The sequence below is a fragment of the Vibrio campbellii CAIM 519 = NBRC 15631 = ATCC 25920 genome, from assembly GCF_002163755.1.
Classification (GTDB): domain Bacteria; phylum Pseudomonadota; class Gammaproteobacteria; order Enterobacterales; family Vibrionaceae; genus Vibrio; species Vibrio campbellii.
Genome location: NZ_CP015863.1, coordinates 1,612,278 through 1,630,474, shown reverse-complemented (window position 1 = coordinate 1,630,474; position 18,197 = coordinate 1,612,278). Strand labels below are relative to the sequence as shown.

Here is an 18,197-nt window from a genome sequence, read left to right as displayed (position 1 = left end):
GGCTCACGGAGAGAACGATGACAGATATTGTAGTATTTGGAGAAGATTTCGGTGGCTTACCCTCTTCCACTCAACATCTGATAAAGCACTTAGCAAAGAATCATCGTATTCTTTGGGTTAATTCTATTGGCCTTAGACAACCGACACCGACCACAAAAGACGCCAAACGATTAGTTGCCAAACTGTCTGGCTCAGTAAAGCAAAAAGACGACGAACCACAAACCGCGTTTAGTCACCACGATGACTCAGATATTCACACCATAACCTTGCTTACCATCCCCGCTCCCCGCTCTGCATGGGCACGTAAAGTTGCAACTCAAATGATGAAATGCCAACTAAGCAAAAAACTCCATGAGCTTGGCTTTCAAAACACCGTTTTCTGGACGTCACTTCCGACTGCCGTGGATATTTGTAAAGAAATGAGTGCGAAAGGCATTGTCTACTACTGCGGTGATGATTTTGGTGCATTGGCAGGAGTAGACCATCAGACTGTATTGGAGCATGAAACAGAACTCATTGATTGTGCGGACATTATTCTTGCGGCCAGTGAAAGGTTGGCGGCTAACTTTCCTAACGAAAAAACCGTCACCATACCTCATGGTGTAGACTTCAGCCTGTTCTCAAAATCGGTAGACAAAGCAGAAGACATGCCTAATAACGGCCGAAAAGTGCTCGGCTTTTACGGCAGCTTGTCGGAGTGGTTAGATTATCAATTGGTTGAGCAAGTGGCAAAGCAAGCGCAAGATTGGGATTTGGTGTTCATTGGCCCTAATGAGCTTCCTCACAACCCTTTACCACAACGAAGCAATGTTCATTACCTAGGGGCGAGAGCTCATCATGACTTACCACGTTATTCTCAGCATTGGGATGCAAGCTGGTTACCTTTTGTAGATAATGCCCAAATTCAAGCTTGCAACCCACTCAAACTACTGGAATACCTTGCGACTGGCACTCCTGTGATCAGCACACCTTTCCCAGCCCTTAAGCCATACGAACACATGATACATGTCGTGACGGACGTTGAGGATGTGTGTGCGAGCTTGAATCACCTTCTTCCACCACCCGAAGGATCGCTCTCGCTCATTCAACAACAAAGCTGGGAATCAAGAGCGCACCAAATTGAGCGATTAGTGAGGGCGTTATGAGCGATTTAAGAGACAACCTCACTCTATTACTGCACGGCGCATGGCGACGCCGCTACCTGATTGTAATCCCTATGATAGTGCTGCCTATTTTGGGCTTCCTTGTCAGTAAAGCAGTGCCGACTAAGTATGTGGCTCACACCAGCATGCTGATCCAAGAAACGGCCAAAATGAACCCATTCCTTGAAGACCTTGCAGTTTCAACAATGTTGAAAGACCGGTTGAGTGCTTTGAGTACCCTACTCAAAAGCCGTCATGTACTATATTCCGTCGCCAAAGAACAAGGCTTGATCAACGATACAATGGACGCTAGCGAACAAGAGTTCATCATAAAAGACCTTGCCAATCGCTTAACGGTTCAACAACTCGGTAAGGACTTCATTCAAATCCAACTCACGAGCAGCCAATCAGAAGGGATGGAAGCGGTGTTAGGCTCTGTCAGCAATCACTTTGTCGAACAGCTCTTAGCGCCAGAGCGTTCATCAATAAAGGATTCTAGCCACTTCTTGACTATTCACATTGATAAACGCCGTGAAGAATTGGACAAAGCGGAACAAGCTTTTGCTGAATACAAAAACGCTTATTCTCATGCAACACCAGCGATGCAAGCACAGAGCTTGACGCGTCTCGCCAGCTTAAAACAAACGTTGGCAGAGAAGGAAGCCGAGTTAGCGGGTGTCAAGCGTAGCCTTGGTAGTTTAGACCAGCAACTTTCAAAGACCAATCCGGTGATTGGTAAGATTGAAGAGCAAATTATCGAGATTCGAAGTGAGCTCACTCTATTGCGTGCACGATACACAGAAGCACACAGTTTAGTGCAAGGTAAGCTACGTGAGTTGAACCGTCTGGAACAGGAGCGCTCAGTGCTACTCAACTCAAAACAGCCGGAAATGAACAGTGACCAACTTTGGGATATTGCAAGTACAGCGACCATAAGCACGATTGGTGATGCTCAACCGCTGCTTGTATCTCAACTCCACCAACTGCAAATCATGCGCGGCCGTTACGAATCTTTGGAAGAAGAAACGGTTAGTCTAAGAAACATGATCCAAGAGCTGGAAAGCGACGCCAATCGCTTTGGTAGCACAGCAACAGAAATCAATCGACTTGCTCGTGATGTCGCTGTAAAGCGTGAACTTTATGATGATCTGGTTGAACGTTACGAGATGGCGCAATTGACAGGATCTTTAGGTGTTTTTGAAGAAAACAAACGCGTGAAAGTTATCGATGAGCCTTACACGCCAACCTTGCCAGCTAACTTACCTGCTATTATCTTTGTTCTTCTTGGATTAATTGGGGGGGCAGGTTTAGGCATTGGCCTTGCCACCATTGCAGAACTGGCAGATAACTCTATTCGCTCTCGCAAAGCATTGGAAAAACACCTTGGCGCTCCTGTCATCACCACCATCCCTAAAGTCATATTCTGACCTTGTTTTTTGACTAATCCTAGGACACTCTCTTCAGAGTGTTTTTTTGAGCATTTTCACTTCAAACTCACCTCTATCAATTTTGAATCTCAAATTAGGAATATCGATTTTCCAATTTGAACCTTTATAACAATTAAATATAAGCCATTGTTTAGTCGATACTTAAATTCTGGCATGCCCCCTGCAACGTTTGAGCGATAGCGATACGTCGAGGGCTCAGGAATGGAAAACTCAGGTACACAAGAATCACCAATACTGGGCAACGTGATTGTTCACGTCGTTCAACATCTAGCTCCCGGAGGCTTAGAAACATTGGTATTAGAGATGCTACGCTTTGCGAAACCCGAAGATTCAGTTTTTGTTATCAGCTTGGAGGGAAGTAAAACAACAGCGCTAAACCATTGGGAGAAACTAGAGAGCTTTGAAGCCCAACTCCACTTTTTGAACAAGCCTGCTGGTTTCAATCTCACTACGATTCGAACTTTGAGCGCCAAGTTGAAGGCATTAAATGCGAATGTCGTTCACACGCATCACATTGGCCCGCTTTTATACGGAGGCATCGCCGCACGGCTTAATGGCGTGAAAGCCTTAATCCATACGGAACACGATGCATGGCACTTAAACAATAAAAAAGCAGCACGATTACAGTCGATTCTGTTGAATGCGCTTAAGCCACAAGTGGCAGCCGATGCCGACTTTGTTGCAAAACAAATCATCAATAAATTAGGCTATCGCAATGTAAACACCATCCACAATGGCATAGATTGCAACAAGTTTACTGATGGCGATAGAAGTGCCGCTCGAACATTTTTCTCTCTACCCAAAGACAAGGTTATTATCGGTACGGCTGGACGCTTGGAAGCGGTAAAAGGCCAAGAAATACTAATCAAAGCTTTTTCCCATCTCCCCAAAGATACCCACCTTGCAATTGCAGGTTGCGGAAGCCAAAAATCGTTGCTTGAAGCGCAAGCGCAGTACTTGGGCATCCGAGACAGAGTGACTTTTCTTGGCTTGGTCGATGATATGCCGCGTTTTTACCAAAGCCTCAACCTCTTTTGCTTACCGTCACTTCAAGAGGGCTTTCCTCTTTCCACACTTGAAGCGCAGGCGTGTGGTGTGCCTTGTATAGCCAGTGATGTTGGTGCGGTTAGAGAAACCCTTTCTCCTCACACAGGAACACTCGTAGAACCAAACCAAGTGCCAATGTTGACCGACGCCCTATCGCAACAACTCGCGTCACCACCTCGCTCTCCTAGGGAGCACATTCTTAAGCACTTTGACATTAGAACTATGGTTAATCGCTATGCGACTCTGGCTCAAGGAGAGAGCTTATGATCGATCTACTTTGGACAATCGGCTTCGTTTTGTCTGCGCTACTGATCATCTATCATCACGTCGGTTACCCATTGGTTTTGAATTGGTTATCCGCTCGTCGCAAGCGACGTCAAACGTCAAAAAAAATGGGGAAAGAACGTTGTTATAGAGCTTCAAAAGCCGATTGCACGCTTCCAACGATGACGGTGATCGTCCCAGCGTACAATGAAGAGCAATGGATTGCAGAAAAGATTCGTAACCTAGCGAGCTTAGACTACCCCAGAAATAAGCTGACCATCATCGTCGCCTGTGATGGTTGTACCGATAACACCGCAGAGATCGCACAAGACACCATCCAAGAAGCGATTTGCGCAGATACCTTGTTCATCGTGCACGACCATAAAAATAACCGTGGTAAAGTAAGCTTGATCAACACAGAGATGGAAAATGTTACTTCTGAGATCACTGCTCTGAGTGATGTTTCTGCTCTTGTATCTTGCGATTCGCTCTTGCTTGCCAGCCAGCACTATCAAAACGAGAACGTTGGTGTGGTCAATGCAACTTACCAAATTATGTCTACCCAAAATCAAGGTGAAGCAGCCTACTGGCGTTATCAATCTAAAGTGAAACTCAAAGAGTCATTGATCGGCTCGACCATCGGTTCTCACGGCGCGTTTTACACATTTAGAACCGACCTATTCACACCTTTAGAGCCAGAGGTCATCAACGATGATTTTATCTTACCAATGCGTATCGTGCTTCAGGGCTATGCCTCTGTCTATGAACCAAAGATGCTCGCGATTGAGTTAGAGGAGAGCTCCGATGATTCTGACTTCAAACGTCGCCTACGTATCTCCGCAGGCAATATGCAACAGTTCTTGAAGCTAAAAAGATTGCTACTACCTCGTTACCGTTGGATCGCATTTGCGTTTTTGTCAGGAAAGGTTTTGCGTCTCGCGACCCCTTACTTAATGATTATGTGCCTGACGAGTTCTATTTTGCTCATTGAGTACCCCACTTTCCAACTTCTGTTAACCGGACAGTTGGCAGTCTACTTAGTGGCGTTTATCACTTACTTAATACCAGTATTCAATTTGTTTAAGCCGTTCAAGTTGATCAACTACATGGTGGTTGGACACATAGCAAACTTTGTAGGCGGACTGAGTTACCTACTTGGTATGGAAAATGGCCGCTGGAAGCGCGTTAATCATTAAGGAAAACACAATGAAAATTTCACGCTACGACTCAAATATTCATTTAGCAAAACGCGCTTTCGACGTCGTTATCTCACTACTCATCTTGTTGGCGACGATACCAATTATGCTTATGATTGCATTTGTCATTGTGGTCAATTCAAAAGGCCCAGTCATTTATCGTCAACTTCGGGTTGGTCGCTGCACACCAGAGAAAATGGACTTGTTCGAAATTATGAAGTTTCGCACCATGTACATCGATGCTGAACAGTGCTCAGGAGCGGTGTGGGCCAGCGAAAATGACCCTCGGATAACCCCTGTTGGTCGATTCCTACGCAAGACGCGCCTGGATGAACTACCGCAATTGTTCAATGTTCTTAGAGGGGAAATGTCTCTGATTGGCCCTCGCCCAGAGCGCCCTGCTTTCTATCAAAAACTAGAAGATGAAATTCCTTATTTTGTTGAACGTACCTACGGCGTATTACCGGGTATCACTGGCTTAGCGCAAGTCAACCAAGGTTATGACTCGTCTATTGAGGACGTTCGCCGCAAAGTGGGCTTCGACCACAGCTATGCATTAAGTCTAAGTTCTTTTAATTCTTGGATTTCGATGGATATTTCGATCATGAGCAAAACGCTCGTCGTCATGATCAATGGTCGAGGACAGTAAGGTTAGCGAGATAGAACGGAAGTCAAAAAGGAAGACATAGGTGAAACGTTACTCTTGCCACTGCCGACGCATATTTTCAATCGTCACCAGTGGCACATCATGAATACTTTGATATTCTTCGCGACACACCTTTATTTCCACTTCAATGCCCTTTTTCTCACAATACTGAAGATAACGCTTCATCTCCCAGTGACGTACAAACGTGTTACTAACAATCACTGTGTTTCCCTTACCTAACCACTTGCGCGTTTGTTGAAAACACCATTCATGGGCATCAGTCAGCTTTGTACCATCAAATACGTATTCACCACTTTGATTCTCAAAGTACATGTCAGCTTCAAAATGTTTTGCTTTGAACTGCTTGGACAACTTCCTAGCAAGCGTCGTCTTACCAGAGCCCGGTAAGCCACGAATTAGGATCAGTTTTGCGTTGGGCATAATGGTGTGATGTTAGTGGAAAACCAGCAAACTGTACGCGATTTTTATAGAAAAGAGAACCAAAGCGAATAGAAGCTTCATCTACTCTCTCAATCTTGCTCTCAGTTAAGTAAATAATTACCCCGCAGCGTTAATTTTTGTTCCCTCCTGCCGCATTTAAAACTAGAATGCGCGCGCATTTATTGAGCCTCAAAAAACACTTACTGTAGGCCCAATCAAACGCAATAACGCTTAATGCCCAATCACGCTCTGCCAGCAATGTTTCACACTGCTCAAAAGCGAAGTCTGCTTGCTGTCTAAAATTCGAAAATCACCGGCAGAGTTCGCTCTCACCAGGCCCGTGCACACTCGCCTCTCTGGGTATCCAATCTCACTCAACTGTTCAGATAACGTTTCTACAATATTCATTTTTCGTCTTTCTACACATCCTTGGGGATACGTTTGGCGTGAATCAACCACCAAGGTCGTCCGTCAAACAAACGAGAGCCAACCTGCTCCACTTCCAACATCAAGCCGTCGACAACTTCGCTGGGTAATACTTCCCTTAATTGAACTTCATTGCCCACCCATTCTTGATAAATGGCATGCCAAAATTCAGAAACACCCTTTCGCTCAATCGCTTCAACTAATTCAAATCCGTTTCTTTCTAGCGTTGAACGCCATGCGCAGCCCAGCTTTTTCGATTTAGGCGAGGCTTCTAGAGGCTCCCGTGTAGTGAAAATCAGTTGACCATCCTTATTGAGTAAGCGATGAACATCTGACAACAATTGGTCTTCATCTTTTGCAAATGGTAGAGCGTCGATGCTGACAACACAGTCAAACCTATTGTAAAGACGCGATAAATTTTCAAATTCCACAACAGAAAACTCGACGCTTGAACCCTCTTGTATATGGTGCTTAGCGTACTCAATTGCGAATTCAGAACGTTCTACGCCTAACACGTAGCAATCTAACGCTTGGTTAAGCCAGCGACTAAAACCACCAGCTCCACAGCCTAAATCCAATACAGTCCTAGGTTTATTGTTAATGAGTTTACCTTGTATTTGCTCGAGTAACTCGACAGTACAACTGCTGTAAGGCTGTAAGTTCGCTGGGTAGAGCTCACCTGCCGCTTTTGTCCATAATGAATTGAAGAAATCGTTGTTTAAACGGTATTGATAGCTACCCATAAATTACTTTGCTTCCTGTCTGCGTAACCATTCTTTTGCGGCTTCCCCCATGGTTATGCCCTCTGCTTGTTTCATCCATTGCATGAAGCCGCGATCAAACGCGAAATTATCTCCACACTTCGATTTGAAGTAGCGACGTACATTCTGAGTACTCTTATAAGAGGAAGTCACTAACGTGTTGTCTTCTATAGGGTCTTTATGCCAATCAACTTTACTCATCTAACTTTCCTTACATGACTTTAATACGCAACTCCTTGTCCAACAAGAGAGTGTGTCATCTTTTATTACTCGCATCTACTTGGTGCTAATGAATACTTCATTTTTGCCGATAGGCTCATATCCCAATGATTTATGGATTGCACTGGGGAAACAAAACGGGTGCGAGACTCAAATATTTACCGATCGTACTGTAATCAGAGTTTCGCTAAAGCGGTCTGCAATTAGGGTCTACCACTATTTATTGAAGGACTGAAAATGAAACAATCACTTCACCCAAAGTTCAACAGCAGTTGGGAATAGCTCTACTGGCATTGCAAATCAGTATCGCACTAGTGTCTATTGTGTAGGCGCTGGATAAAGTTTTGGTGCCCGAACATTCTACGAAGGTATTTTCTGGCTTCTATGGTTTAGATATTTCGAGTGGCTTTTCTGTCACGCTGGGTATTGCCAAGTTAGTTTTCATCGGAGTATTTATGGCTGGGCTTTGGCAGAACCTAACTTACCTTGCGATTCTCGTATTACAAGCGGGCTCGAATTTCTCTTCGTTCGCTAAGTACCTAGATCTATTCCACAGCCTACTTTTCTTCGCAGCATGGCCAATGCTTGCGGCGTGTTTCGCTCTACACCTGTTCGTGAGCATGACATTTATGTACTAAAAATACAGCCTCGAGAGGTCTCTGTTTAATTCTCCTCCAAGAGCAAAGCGCATTAAAAAGGGAGGCTTCTCGCCTCCCTCTTCACTCATTGAATATCGGTACTTCTATCATCGAAGCGTGATAAAACGCATATCGTCCTTTGCCCAATTGCTTGGCTCGATACACTGCCATATCAGAACAGTGCAATAAGGTCTCTATGTCTCTTCCAGCATTATCTGTCATAACAACACCAATGGATGCGGTTAAGTTGATATCGAGACCTAGACGGTCGGCGGTGCTCTGTAGCTTTTCAAGAAAGCTATCTAGCTTGAGTTCAAGATCCCGCTTGTTCCTAAACTCTTTCGTCAATACCACAAATTCGTCGCCGCCAAATCGACCTACAATGTCACGCTTATGGCCAAAGCTCTCTCTCAATACCGCTACAAATAATGCGAGGACTTGATCACCCGCTAGATGACCGTAGGTATCGTTGATATATTTGAGGTTATCCATATCCAAGAAAATACAGGCTCCAGGTGTGTTGCCAAGTGCTAATGATTTCTCTGCACCTCGCAGGAAGTACTCACGGGTTAGTAACCCACTACGTGAGCAAAATACACCATTGCGACTGGCTTTAATTACTTGCTCGAAATGCTCTTTTAATTCCATAGAAGCGTCATTAAACACAACCTTACTCTCTTCCAAGAATCGGTCAAGCGGCTGTGTTAGACCCACCACTTGCTTACCCATCAAACGTGTGATCACGACATAGATAGCAATAATCAACAACACGTTTGCACCAAACATCAATGTGCCTTCGCCAAGTAACGTGCTAAATTGCGCTTTGGAAAGCAAAATCCAAGGCGTACCTTTTATCCTAGTAAATTCAACGTATGATAAATCAAGAGGATAGCTGTAAGTAAAGAAGCCACCCTTCTCGGAGCCCGTTAGTGCTTTTAAATTCTCTTCACGGTCAAACAGTTTTTCATGACCGTAGTTGAACAAGTTAACACCAATGTAATGCTCGTCTCGAGAGTGGCTGATGATGTTAAGATCTTCATCTAACAGCACGCTATAAATGTCGCTCTCTCCCTCTGTATCCAATGCTTTTTGAATCTCAGAGAAATGAATGGACGCAGATATCGTACCTTGTAAATCGCCCCCCTTATCAAACATTGGGCGACACAATACATATACCGTTTGCCCGTTAGACACATCGATGAGGACATTAGTCATGACTGTTTTTTTGGTGCGAATAACCTGGTGGAAGTACTTTCGGTGAGCAATAGAGTGGACTTTGTCATTATGAGTACTCACCATGTTTCCTACACCATCACTGAAACCAATGCCCGCAAGGTCAAACGCTTGTTTATAAGGCATTGCTCTCTGTGCACGCTCGTGTAAGGAGATACCGGGTTCTGTGAAATATTGGTCGGAACTCATTGCTCGCAATAAATCACGGTAGCCACCAATGATCGTACTAAGATTAATTTCTGCCGATTTGACGTGATATTTGGAAAGGCTTTGAGCTTCACCGACTTGCTGATACGCCCAGTAAGTAAAGTTAGTGAATAATGCAATGAGGAATATCGGGACGGTATACCGCACTGTGACCGATTGAAGACTTCTGGATATGTTCATGGTTTAGTTATTGTTATTTATAGCCGTACAAAATTTTTCATTTGCATAATAATGATTTCCCCGCCCTGAGCTTGTGACCTTATGAAGTTTAAATCAAAAAAATTTCAAGTACGTTCTGCGCACAGTCTCAATCACAAGAAAATCGGGCGATTATACCCATGCCATAGTATCTAAACAGCCATTTTCAGGCCTTATTCGACAAAATATTTTACTCACTCAACAAAAGACATTTGTTTATAAATATCATCATGTTAAATAAACCATAATTATGCATAAAAACTGACTTATACTGACAGATTAAATAGCCTATACCCTTAAATTATCTAGTTTTTGTAGCAGGAGTCACAGCTTTTACGCCGTACAAGCATCAATTTTTCTACCACATTTCTAACAATTGAGATAGTTAGCCTACACTTGTATATCAACCAATTGGATATGGGTATGTACTGTGGCCAGATCGCTTTCATGGAATAACCTATCTGTTAAGCACAAGTTGTTTAGCTTAGTTGTTTTACCCATTGCTCTCCTCCTCTTTCTCGCGGGGCAACAAGTTCATCGACTCTCTACACAAGCGCAAGATCTAGAGAGGACTCAGTTATTTTCTGACTATATGGATAACGTTTCTTTTCTTTATAACTTGCCAAACAACAGTGACGTTTCAGACAGGGAATTAGAGATCAAATCCATCACCCACTCACTTAACAATGAAGCAAGGCGCATCTTTGCAGACAAAGGTTTAGAAATGGCCGATCTGCTTTCCAGCTTAGAAGAAGCGAGCTTATCTCTGACGACCACAACAGACATGAATGAGCGTCTAGACATTGCAGAATGGCGAGCAGACACCTACAAGCAGATCCTACTCGCATTAGAAAAAGTGCCGTTTAATGACGCCACCTATGAAATCCAAGCGCACCTCTCTGCGCTAATACAAATCGAGTGGTTGATGTTTTGGTCTAAAGAAGAGAACCGCCTGAGCCAATATCTAATTTACTCCGTTGAGCAAAACCAATTTTATGATGCCGACATCAGCAGCGAAATTGAATCTCTGGTCAAAAACCAACAATTGTTCCTTGAACGCTTCGTCACTCTCAACGCCAACCAACAACAAGTTGAACTGTTAATCGACACATTCACCAATGAAGTGTTCGTCCTTAGCCAAGAGTTCAGAAGCTTTCTGTTCAACGAAGAAGCGCTCAGCACCCTGCCAGAAGCTGAAGTTGCAGCAGGATTAACCGCACTAAATGGACGCTTAGCCTTGCTCAAAAACGTCGATAACGACATATCCAATCAACTCAAAGCGGATGTTGGTCAAGCGATCACCATAGCCAATCAGCAGCGTTTGATGTTCATTGGCGTTATGTCTTTCATTACCATCGCGGTGATTAGCTTAGCGCTACGCCTCGTACGTAAAGTAACCAACAACCTTCAATTGGTTCTCGAATTTCTCCGTCGTGATAGCTACAGCGAAGAATCTCCACTAAGAGAGTTAATCAAAGGCGAAGATGAGTTAAGTAAATTTGCGCAAGAAGTTGAGCGGTTGAGTTACGAACGCGAGCAAGCCAAGGTCAAACTCACCCAAGCTAAGGAAGACGCGGAACAAGCAAAAGATGATGCGATTAAAGCCAGTAAAGCAAAAAGTAGTTTCCTTGCCAATATGTCACATGAAATACGTACCCCGTTGAATGGTGTTATCGGTATTTCAGAAGTGCTGTCCGATACCTCTCTTACCGCTACACAAAAAGACTACGTCGACACCATTGAGACGTCATCACAGCTACTACTGAGCTTGATTAATGACATTTTGGACTTTTCCAAGATTGAATCTGGCATGCTACTTATCAGCCCTCATTCCACATGCGTGCGCGAATCCATTTACGACATCGCATCTATTGTTTCGCCGAAAGCAAAAGAAAAAGGCATCGACCTTAAAGTGAGCATTAGCCGCAATACCCCTTATCGATTGATGATTGATGATCACCGTCTACGCCAAGTTATCATGAACTTTATGTCTAATGCGGTGAAGTTCACCGAAAAAGGCAGCGTGCATCTCTCTGTTACCACACACGACGTCTCAGGCGCCAACGCTGTCATGGAGTTTTCTGTTCAGGATTCAGGTATTGGGATCGACGAGCAACAACAAAAGAACATCTTCGAACCATTCGCGCAAGAAGATAACTCTACAACCCGCCAGTTTGGTGGTACTGGTCTTGGCTTAGCAATAAGTACACAGCTCGTCGAGTTAATGGGAGGCAAGATCCAACTAGAATCTGGAAAAGGACACGGCAGTCGATTTTTCTTCCAAATATCCCCTGCAATCGTTCATTTGGGCTTTGATCCCAAGCATGCTGCCAGCGAAAGCCAACTTTGGTTAGTTTGTGAAGATGCAGACATGGAACGGATACTGCGTGATGAACTGAGCTTCTACCAGATTGCGGTTCATCAATCGATAACACACTTAAACGCCCTTCCTGCTTGGATTAGCGATAAGGAACGCGTCATCGTGATTTACAACGAGACACGTCCAAATTCAGCGATGAAAAACGAAGCGACATTCCAACGACTAGCTGCTCAAAATGTGCATATTTGTCTTGTTAGACACCTTCATAGCGACCAGTTTGACTTTGGTGAAAATGTCAGTGCGATCATTACTCAGCCACTTCTGGGTCAACGCCTAGTCAAGGCGATTGAAAGCTGTCAGGTAAGATTCAGTCAAACCGCTCTAGAGGCAGCTGCAAGCGAAACATCTAATGCGAACAACAAAATCTTGGTGGTCGATGACAACACGGTAAACCAAAAAATCGCAGGGTTACATGTGACAAAGGCTGGCTATGAATTTGACTTAGCGGCCAATGGCCAAGAAGCGGTCGAGATGTTCGCTAAAAATCAATACGCATTGATTCTGATGGATTGCATGATGCCCGTGATGGATGGGTTTGAAGCAACAAAAAGAATTCGCCAATTGGAAAAAGAGGTTCATAGAGGCTATCGAATCCCAATCATTGCGTTAACAGCAAGCGTCGTGGATGACGACATACAGAAATGTTTCGATGTCGGTATGGATGACTACGTGCCTAAACCATTCAAAGCAGCGGTATTAAAAGATAAATTGTCAAAAGCCGTTGAGGCGAGCAAATCGAACGTAGCAATAACTCCCGCGGTATCTTCAACTATAAGCAGCCGAATCAACACTCAATCAAAAGAAATGCCGGAAGAACAGATGACAACGCCATTACCCAGCCGATCTGAGCGTATTCTTTTGGTTGAAGACAATACGGTCAACCAAAAAGTCGCCTCTCTACTACTGAGTAAGGCGGGGTATCAATTTGAAATCGCTGAAAATGGTCAGATCGCCTTGGACATGTTCCAACAAGATAATAGCTTCGACATCATCTTAATGGACTGCATGATGCCTGTGATGGATGGCTTCGAAGCAACTAAAGAGATTCGTGCATACGAAAAAGTTTCTGGTCTGCCTAAGACCCCTATCATCGCGCTCACAGCAAGTGTCGTAGACGACGATATTCAGCGCTGTTATGACTCTGGCATGGATGCCTATGTACCAAAACCAGTGAGAAAAGAAAAACTTCTCCATCAAATTGAAAGTGTGATTTAAAGAGCAAGGTAATGGTCATGGATACCCATTTCTTAAAAAACAAGGTGCTGAGCGTTGTCTCTACCGCAATGATTGCTTTTGCATTGCTGATCTCCTTCGATAGTGAAGCCTTGGCAGCAGATAGCTATGCTATTTTTTCTCTCGATTCAGATTTTGATGAACTCAACATCACCAAAGCCCGAAAGCTATATCGAGGGAAAACCAAACGACTGCAGGGTAAACGAATTGAGCTTTCTGATTGGCCTGATACCTCATCGGAACGCTCTGAGTTCTACCGATACCTCCTCAATAAAAATGTCGCGCAAATGAATGCGCATTGGGCAAGCTTGTCATTCTCAGGTAAAGCGCGCCCACCCAAAGTTATCGACAATTCCGATATGGATGCCCTTTTGACATGGATGAAAGAAAAGCCAAATCGCATTGGCTATGCACCGGTGAGTAGCCTTCCGTCAAATGCACAGATCCTCTACGTAGTAAGCTCGGAGAAATAATATGAAGAAAACACTCATCGCATCAGTGATAGCAACAGCGCTTAGCAGTGTGGCCTTACCGAGCTTAGCGGCAATAGAGATCACCGATAATTTATCGTTGAGCGGCTTTGGCTCTACCTCATGGGCAACAACTGACAACAAAACACCAGTGCTCGTTAATCGATTCATCGACGATGAAAACTGCTACGACTGTGATACCACCTTTGGTGTTCAACTCGACTTCTATTACGACGCTTTTAAAGCTTCTGCTCAAATGGTCAAAAGACCACAGGACCACTGGAGCGATCCTCAGCTAGAATGGGCCTACCTATCCTACAGCTACGGCAATATTGAGTTTCGCGCCGGTCGCCTACGAATGCCTGTATTCCTCGCTTCCGAGTATTACTATGTCGGGCATGCCTTTACGCCAGCAAGGCCACCAAACGAAGTCTATGACAGTATTCTGGGAATTACGGCGTTCAATGGGATTTCATTTCTATGGAACTATGAGATCAACGACAGCATGACGTTAACCACGACACCTTTCATTGGTTTTCATGATGAAAGTACCGTCGACTTTAACGCCAATACCGAGCTGACGTTTAAAACTAACGAAATGTATGGCGTGAACTTCATCTTGAGTGGTGATTATTATCGTTGGAACTTGACCTATTTAGATTCGAATTACGACCAAGAAACGAAACTGCACAACCTCACTACCTCTATTCCTGGTGTTGGTGTTGTTCCCATTCCAGATCAAACCATCAAAGCAAAAGGCCAAGATATTCAGCTTATCTCGCTAGGCGCAGAATATGAGTTTGATGCCCTAACTTTAACTTTGGAAGGTCAAACCAACGACATTGCATCTGCATGGTATGTACAAGGCAGCTATAACTTAAACAAGTTCACACCTTATGCTATTTATGGCCAACAGTTTGATGACCATGAACATAAAGTGGGCGATAGCTATCTATTGGGTGTGAGGTACGATCTGCACTATAACGTGTCACTCAATGCGGAATGGCAACACTTTAAAGCTTATCGAGACGCCTCAGGTGCATTTGTTTCTCCCCCTTCAGATGACAGCGCAGATATGTACACCATTATGGCTAACTTTGTGTTCTAAACCTTTGGCAGGTCAATGTTTATCGACCTGCCTCCCCTCTATCACCGTCTCCGCTCTTCGTCTTCTGTAATAGAGTACTCATGACTTAAACCGGTTGATCATCACAACCGAAACAACGGTCAGCATCATCCCCAAGGCATGAAACCAAGTAAATGATTCATTCAATATAAAAATGGCGCACAACGCCGTCATCGCAGGACCAATATTGCTCACCAAACTCAGGTGTGCAGGGTCGAGCCGCGCCATTGCGGCTGCTATCAAATACGAGGGAATAACCGTGCAGAAGATGCCAAGCAATACCCCAATGGTGATGAGTTCTTCACTCATAGTATTTAACTGTAGCGAGCTAAAAGACAGATGAATAAGAATTGCAATCCCAGCACTCCCCATTCCAATACTGGTGAACAGCTTACTTCCGAGTTTTGCGATACTGGCTTTACTCATGACCAAATACACAGCAAATACAAATGCCGACGCAATCGCTAATCCACCACCAAGCCAAATCTTCTCTCCATAGTGAGAAAGATCGTGCGCCACAATGAGACCAACCCCAAGATACCCAACCAAAACGGCAAATAATACTGAACGCTTGGGTGATTGCCCCTCTTTAAACCACATGATCAGCACAACAAAAGTAGGAAAAAGGAAAAGTAATAACCGCTCAAGTTGGGCGGAAATGTAATTAAGTGCAGTAATGTCTAAATAACTGGCCAAGTAATAACCCAGCACGCCAATGGACGCCGCTTTAAGTCCATGCTTTCTCACTTTCCCGCGATATTCAGAGTTACGCAACGTCCAAAACAAAATGCCAAGGTAAACCGGTAATGAACTCATCGCTCGTAGCGTCATGATACTGACCGCATCACCACCATGCTGGTAAGCGAGTTTGACAAAGACAGGTTTAATCGAAAACAGCAGTGTTCCGGCAAGTGCAAGCATGACACCTATTGTCACGGCACTCACTGGCTTCTTTTTGATCTGGCTTTCTGATTGGTCGTTGGAATCGGATGCCGTATTCATTTTGTCTCCTTGATGATTGATGACTTTCAAACAAGGCTACGAGATAGAATACGACTCTGGCTGCATCTACTCGCAGCCAGGCACAACTCAACCTACCGACTGCTTGGCATTGGAAGGAGGAGCCACCAGAGGTTGGTTGTGCAGATGATCATTTTACTTTCCTATTCGGGTCGAAGGTTCAGATTAACCATTGAATATATTTTGTTCAAGCTTACGGTTTTTAAAATAGTACTCTTTGTCATGTTGTCCGACCTCTCTCAGCACACGAGACGGATTACCAACCGCAACAACGTTGGCAAGAATGTCCTTGGTTACTATGCTGCCAGCGCCAATCACTGAGTTCTCTCCAATCGTCACACCCGGCAATACCACCGAGTTTGCACCGATCCACACGTTATCTCCGATTCGAACTGGTATGTTGAACTGAGCGACATCTCGTCTCAAATCAGGAGCGATTGGGTGCCCAGCCGTCGCTATAGTCACATTCGGTCCAATCATTACGCTATCCCCATTGTAGATTTAAGTATCGTCAACCAAAGTGAGATTGAAGTTTGCGTAAACATTATCACCGAGGGTACGTGTGACATCCCCAGTTCGCCCTAAAAGGCGGTTAGATGTAGCAACTCTCAACTCCAGGCGTGAGAAGACGCCCGAGTATCTCGTCCCGCTTTTCTGGCTCTGAGGGACGGATGTGATTGTAATCGTATAAGGTTTACAGACATTGGGTTTGCATTGCCGCCAACTCCTCATCATTGCAGAAGTACACTTTTTGGCTGTGCACTATGGTTTTCATATCCATTTTTATTCCTGTGAAGGGATGTTCTTGGTTGGGATTTAGCAGAGTAAGAATAGAAATGCTTGCCAGAAGTCATGAAATTCGTACTTTACTTTATAGTAGGGTGAAGTGATGATCCCAAGGCACGTTTTTACCGATGATGTATTGTTTCTTAACAGACAAAAATGAGACGCTTATTCTGTTGACGCGTTAGGTAAATGCCGAGACAAAGCATCTATGAGATCCTTTTTGATGAGTGGTTTGGCAAGAACTTCATCAGCACCTGCATCGATAAAAGATTGTGTCGATTGTTGCATCACATCCGCAGTCCATCCGAAGATCACGATATCATCTAACCCTTGTTCGCGTATTAGCTTAACAACCTCAATACCACTCATTTCTGGCATATGGTTATCAATAATGATTAGATTGAAAGGCTGCTCGTTCAACAAGTTCAGTGCTTCTTGTCCACTGCTGCATGTGTGACTTTTCGCCCCTAACTTATCCAAAAAGACTTTCGCGATGATTTGATTCATCCGATTGTCATCCGTAATCAGCGCGTTAATGGTCGAGAGATCTTTACCCTTCACGTCCTCTGTTTTCTCTTCAATTACCTCGCCTAAATAACTTGGTAAGCTAATCACAAAGCGGAACTGGCTTCCCTTTCCTAACCCACTCTCAACACTGATTTGGCCATTCATAAGAGTCACTAGTTTTTGACAAATCGCTAAGCCCAATCCGGTGCCACCATACTGCCGAGTCGTCGACACTTCCGCTTGTTCAAATTCATTAAAAATAGAATCCATCCGATCTTGAGGAATACCGATACCGGAATCTTCTACGCAAAATTCGACGAAAGGTGACTCTAGCGCTTTGATGCAAACGTTAATATGACCAGTCTTAGTAAACTTGAGCGCATTGCCGACAAGATTGAGCAAGACCTGTCGAATACGCACAGAATCACCACAATAGTAGCAGCCATCACTGCAGTGGTTATCCACGTTAAACACAATGCCTTTCTCTGAGCACAATCCCTGGTAAGTCACTTCCACCGGAGTAATGATGTCGGCCATTTTGAAAGGATGAATATCGAGTGCAAGCGCATCACTTTCTACCTTGGCTAAATCTAAGATATCATTGAGAATCGAGAGCAGGTGTTCACCCGAGTTCAATGCGAGTCGCAGCACTTTCCTCTGTTCCAAGTCTCGGATGTCATCGTTCAATATTTGTAGCATGCCTAAGAGCCCATTAAGCGGTGTCCTTATTTCATGACTCATCGTTGCTAAAAATGCCGATTTCGCTTCATTGGCGCGCCTTGCCTTCAATGCCTCGGTTTCAAGGTCAC

The 18,197-nt window shown here is 44.3% G+C and carries 14 protein-coding genes and 2 pseudogenes; 9 read left to right on the top strand and 7 right to left on the bottom strand.

Features of this window, described 5'->3' with window-relative positions; translation table 11 throughout:
* The first annotated feature begins 17 nt into the window (after positions 1-17).
* From A8140_RS07675 to A8140_RS07655, 5 genes are all read left to right on the top strand, one after another.
* Entirely contained in the window at positions 18-1,145 is a 1,128-nt protein-coding gene (locus A8140_RS07675) for a glycosyltransferase (protein WP_005528338.1), read from the top strand.
* The gene (locus tag A8140_RS07670) at positions 1,142-2,569 is read left to right on the top strand and encodes a GumC family protein (protein ID WP_005528337.1); all 1,428 of its coding nucleotides are present in this window, start codon (positions 1,142-1,144) and stop codon (positions 2,567-2,569) included. The genes A8140_RS07675 and A8140_RS07670 overlap by 4 nt, the downstream gene beginning before the upstream one ends.
* A gap of 222 nt (positions 2,570-2,791) precedes the next feature.
* On the top strand, positions 2,792-3,904 hold the full coding sequence (locus A8140_RS07665; protein ID WP_005528334.1) for a glycosyltransferase: 1,113 nt from the start codon (positions 2,792-2,794) through the stop codon (positions 3,902-3,904).
* The gene (locus A8140_RS07660; protein WP_005528333.1) at positions 3,901-5,097 is read left to right on the top strand and encodes a glycosyltransferase family 2 protein; all 1,197 of its coding nucleotides are present in this window, start codon (positions 3,901-3,903) and stop codon (positions 5,095-5,097) included. Before A8140_RS07665 ends, A8140_RS07660 begins: the two co-directional genes overlap by 4 nt.
* Positions 5,098-5,107: 10 nt before the next feature.
* A complete protein-coding gene (locus A8140_RS07655) occupies positions 5,108-5,746 on the top strand; it encodes a sugar transferase (protein WP_005528332.1) in 639 nt (212 codons plus the stop codon).
* Positions 5,747-5,794: 48 nt separating this feature from the next.
* Here the strand turns inward: A8140_RS07655 and A8140_RS07650 are convergent, their stop codons facing one another.
* The 3 genes from A8140_RS07650 to A8140_RS07635 form a co-directional block, all read right to left on the bottom strand.
* Complete coding sequence (locus A8140_RS07650; RefSeq protein ID WP_005528330.1) at positions 5,795-6,184, bottom strand: ATP-binding protein; 390 nt, start codon at positions 6,182-6,184, stop codon at positions 5,795-5,797.
* A 419-nt stretch (positions 6,185-6,603) separates the two neighbouring features.
* The gene (locus A8140_RS07640; RefSeq protein WP_005528324.1) at positions 6,604-7,353 is read right to left on the bottom strand and encodes a class I SAM-dependent methyltransferase; all 750 of its coding nucleotides are present in this window, start codon (positions 7,351-7,353) and stop codon (positions 6,604-6,606) included.
* Between the two features lie 3 nt (positions 7,354-7,356).
* Complete coding sequence (locus A8140_RS07635) at positions 7,357-7,572, bottom strand: DUF6434 domain-containing protein (RefSeq protein ID WP_005528323.1); 216 nt, start codon at positions 7,570-7,572, stop codon at positions 7,357-7,359.
* 255 nt (positions 7,573-7,827) lie between these two features.
* On the opposite strand from A8140_RS07635, the pseudogene A8140_RS07630 reads away from it, so the two are divergent.
* Positions 7,828-8,257: pseudogene (locus A8140_RS07630) on the top strand (hypothetical protein).
* A gap of 52 nt (positions 8,258-8,309) precedes the next feature.
* On the opposite strand, the gene A8140_RS07625 reads toward A8140_RS07630, so the two are convergent.
* On the bottom strand, positions 8,310-9,848 hold the full coding sequence (locus tag A8140_RS07625; RefSeq protein ID WP_032999844.1) for a diguanylate cyclase domain-containing protein: 1,539 nt from the start codon (positions 9,846-9,848) through the stop codon (positions 8,310-8,312).
* 448 nt (positions 9,849-10,296) lie between these two features.
* Between A8140_RS07625 and A8140_RS07620 the strand changes: the two genes are divergently transcribed.
* From A8140_RS07620 to A8140_RS07610, 3 genes are read left to right on the top strand one after another with little or no spacing between them, the layout of a single operon-like run.
* Positions 10,297-13,461, top strand: coding sequence for a response regulator (locus A8140_RS07620; RefSeq protein ID WP_169317548.1), 3,165 nt, complete (start codon positions 10,297-10,299; stop codon positions 13,459-13,461).
* Positions 13,462-13,478: 17 nt separating this feature from the next.
* Positions 13,479-13,952: a hypothetical protein gene (locus A8140_RS07615; RefSeq protein ID WP_005427818.1), complete on the top strand. Its 474-nt coding sequence runs from the start codon at positions 13,479-13,481 to the stop codon at positions 13,950-13,952.
* Position 13,953: 1 nt separating this feature from the next.
* The gene (locus tag A8140_RS07610) at positions 13,954-15,057 is read left to right on the top strand and encodes a porin (RefSeq protein WP_005528304.1); all 1,104 of its coding nucleotides are present in this window, start codon (positions 13,954-13,956) and stop codon (positions 15,055-15,057) included.
* Positions 15,058-15,135: 78 nt separating this feature from the next.
* On the opposite strand, the gene A8140_RS07605 is transcribed toward A8140_RS07610, so the two are convergent.
* From A8140_RS07605 to A8140_RS25525, 3 genes and pseudogenes are all read right to left on the bottom strand, one after another.
* On the bottom strand, positions 15,136-16,077 hold the full coding sequence (locus A8140_RS07605; protein ID WP_005528302.1) for a DMT family transporter: 942 nt from the start codon (positions 16,075-16,077) through the stop codon (positions 15,136-15,138).
* A gap of 183 nt (positions 16,078-16,260) precedes the next feature.
* Positions 16,261-16,876: pseudogene (locus A8140_RS25090) on the bottom strand (sugar O-acetyltransferase).
* A gap of 170 nt (positions 16,877-17,046) precedes the next feature.
* The gene (locus tag A8140_RS25525; protein ID WP_005528299.1) at positions 17,047-18,177 is read right to left on the bottom strand and encodes an ATP-binding protein; all 1,131 of its coding nucleotides are present in this window, start codon (positions 18,175-18,177) and stop codon (positions 17,047-17,049) included.
* Positions 18,178-18,197: the final 20 nt, after the last annotated feature.

What these genes read in the sequence shown, in the direction of transcription:
- A8140_RS07675 (WP_005528338.1), top strand. Translation starts at nt 18, where the DNA reads ATGACAGATATTGTAGTATTTGGAGAAGATTTCGGTGGCTTACCCTCT.
- A8140_RS07670 (WP_005528337.1), top strand. Translation starts at nt 1,142, where the DNA reads ATGAGCGATTTAAGAGACAACCTCACTCTATTACTGCACGGCGCATGG.
- A8140_RS07665 (WP_005528334.1), top strand. Translation starts at nt 2,792, where the DNA reads ATGGAAAACTCAGGTACACAAGAATCACCAATACTGGGCAACGTGATT.
- A8140_RS07660 (WP_005528333.1), top strand. Translation starts at nt 3,901, where the DNA reads ATGATCGATCTACTTTGGACAATCGGCTTCGTTTTGTCTGCGCTACTG.
- A8140_RS07655 (WP_005528332.1), top strand. Translation starts at nt 5,108, where the DNA reads ATGAAAATTTCACGCTACGACTCAAATATTCATTTAGCAAAACGCGCT.
- A8140_RS07650 (WP_005528330.1), bottom strand. Translation starts at nt 6,184, where the DNA reads ATGCCCAACGCAAAACTGATCCTAATTCGTGGCTTACCGGGCTCTGGT.
- A8140_RS07640 (WP_005528324.1), bottom strand. Translation starts at nt 7,353, where the DNA reads ATGGGTAGCTATCAATACCGTTTAAACAACGATTTCTTCAATTCATTA.
- A8140_RS07635 (WP_005528323.1), bottom strand. Translation starts at nt 7,572, where the DNA reads ATGAGTAAAGTTGATTGGCATAAAGACCCTATAGAAGACAACACGTTA.
- A8140_RS07625 (WP_032999844.1), bottom strand. Translation starts at nt 9,848, where the DNA reads ATGAACATATCCAGAAGTCTTCAATCGGTCACAGTGCGGTATACCGTC.
- A8140_RS07615 (WP_005427818.1), top strand. Translation starts at nt 13,479, where the DNA reads ATGGATACCCATTTCTTAAAAAACAAGGTGCTGAGCGTTGTCTCTACC.
- A8140_RS07610 (WP_005528304.1), top strand. Translation starts at nt 13,954, where the DNA reads ATGAAGAAAACACTCATCGCATCAGTGATAGCAACAGCGCTTAGCAGT.
- A8140_RS07605 (WP_005528302.1), bottom strand. Translation starts at nt 16,077, where the DNA reads ATGAATACGGCATCCGATTCCAACGACCAATCAGAAAGCCAGATCAAA.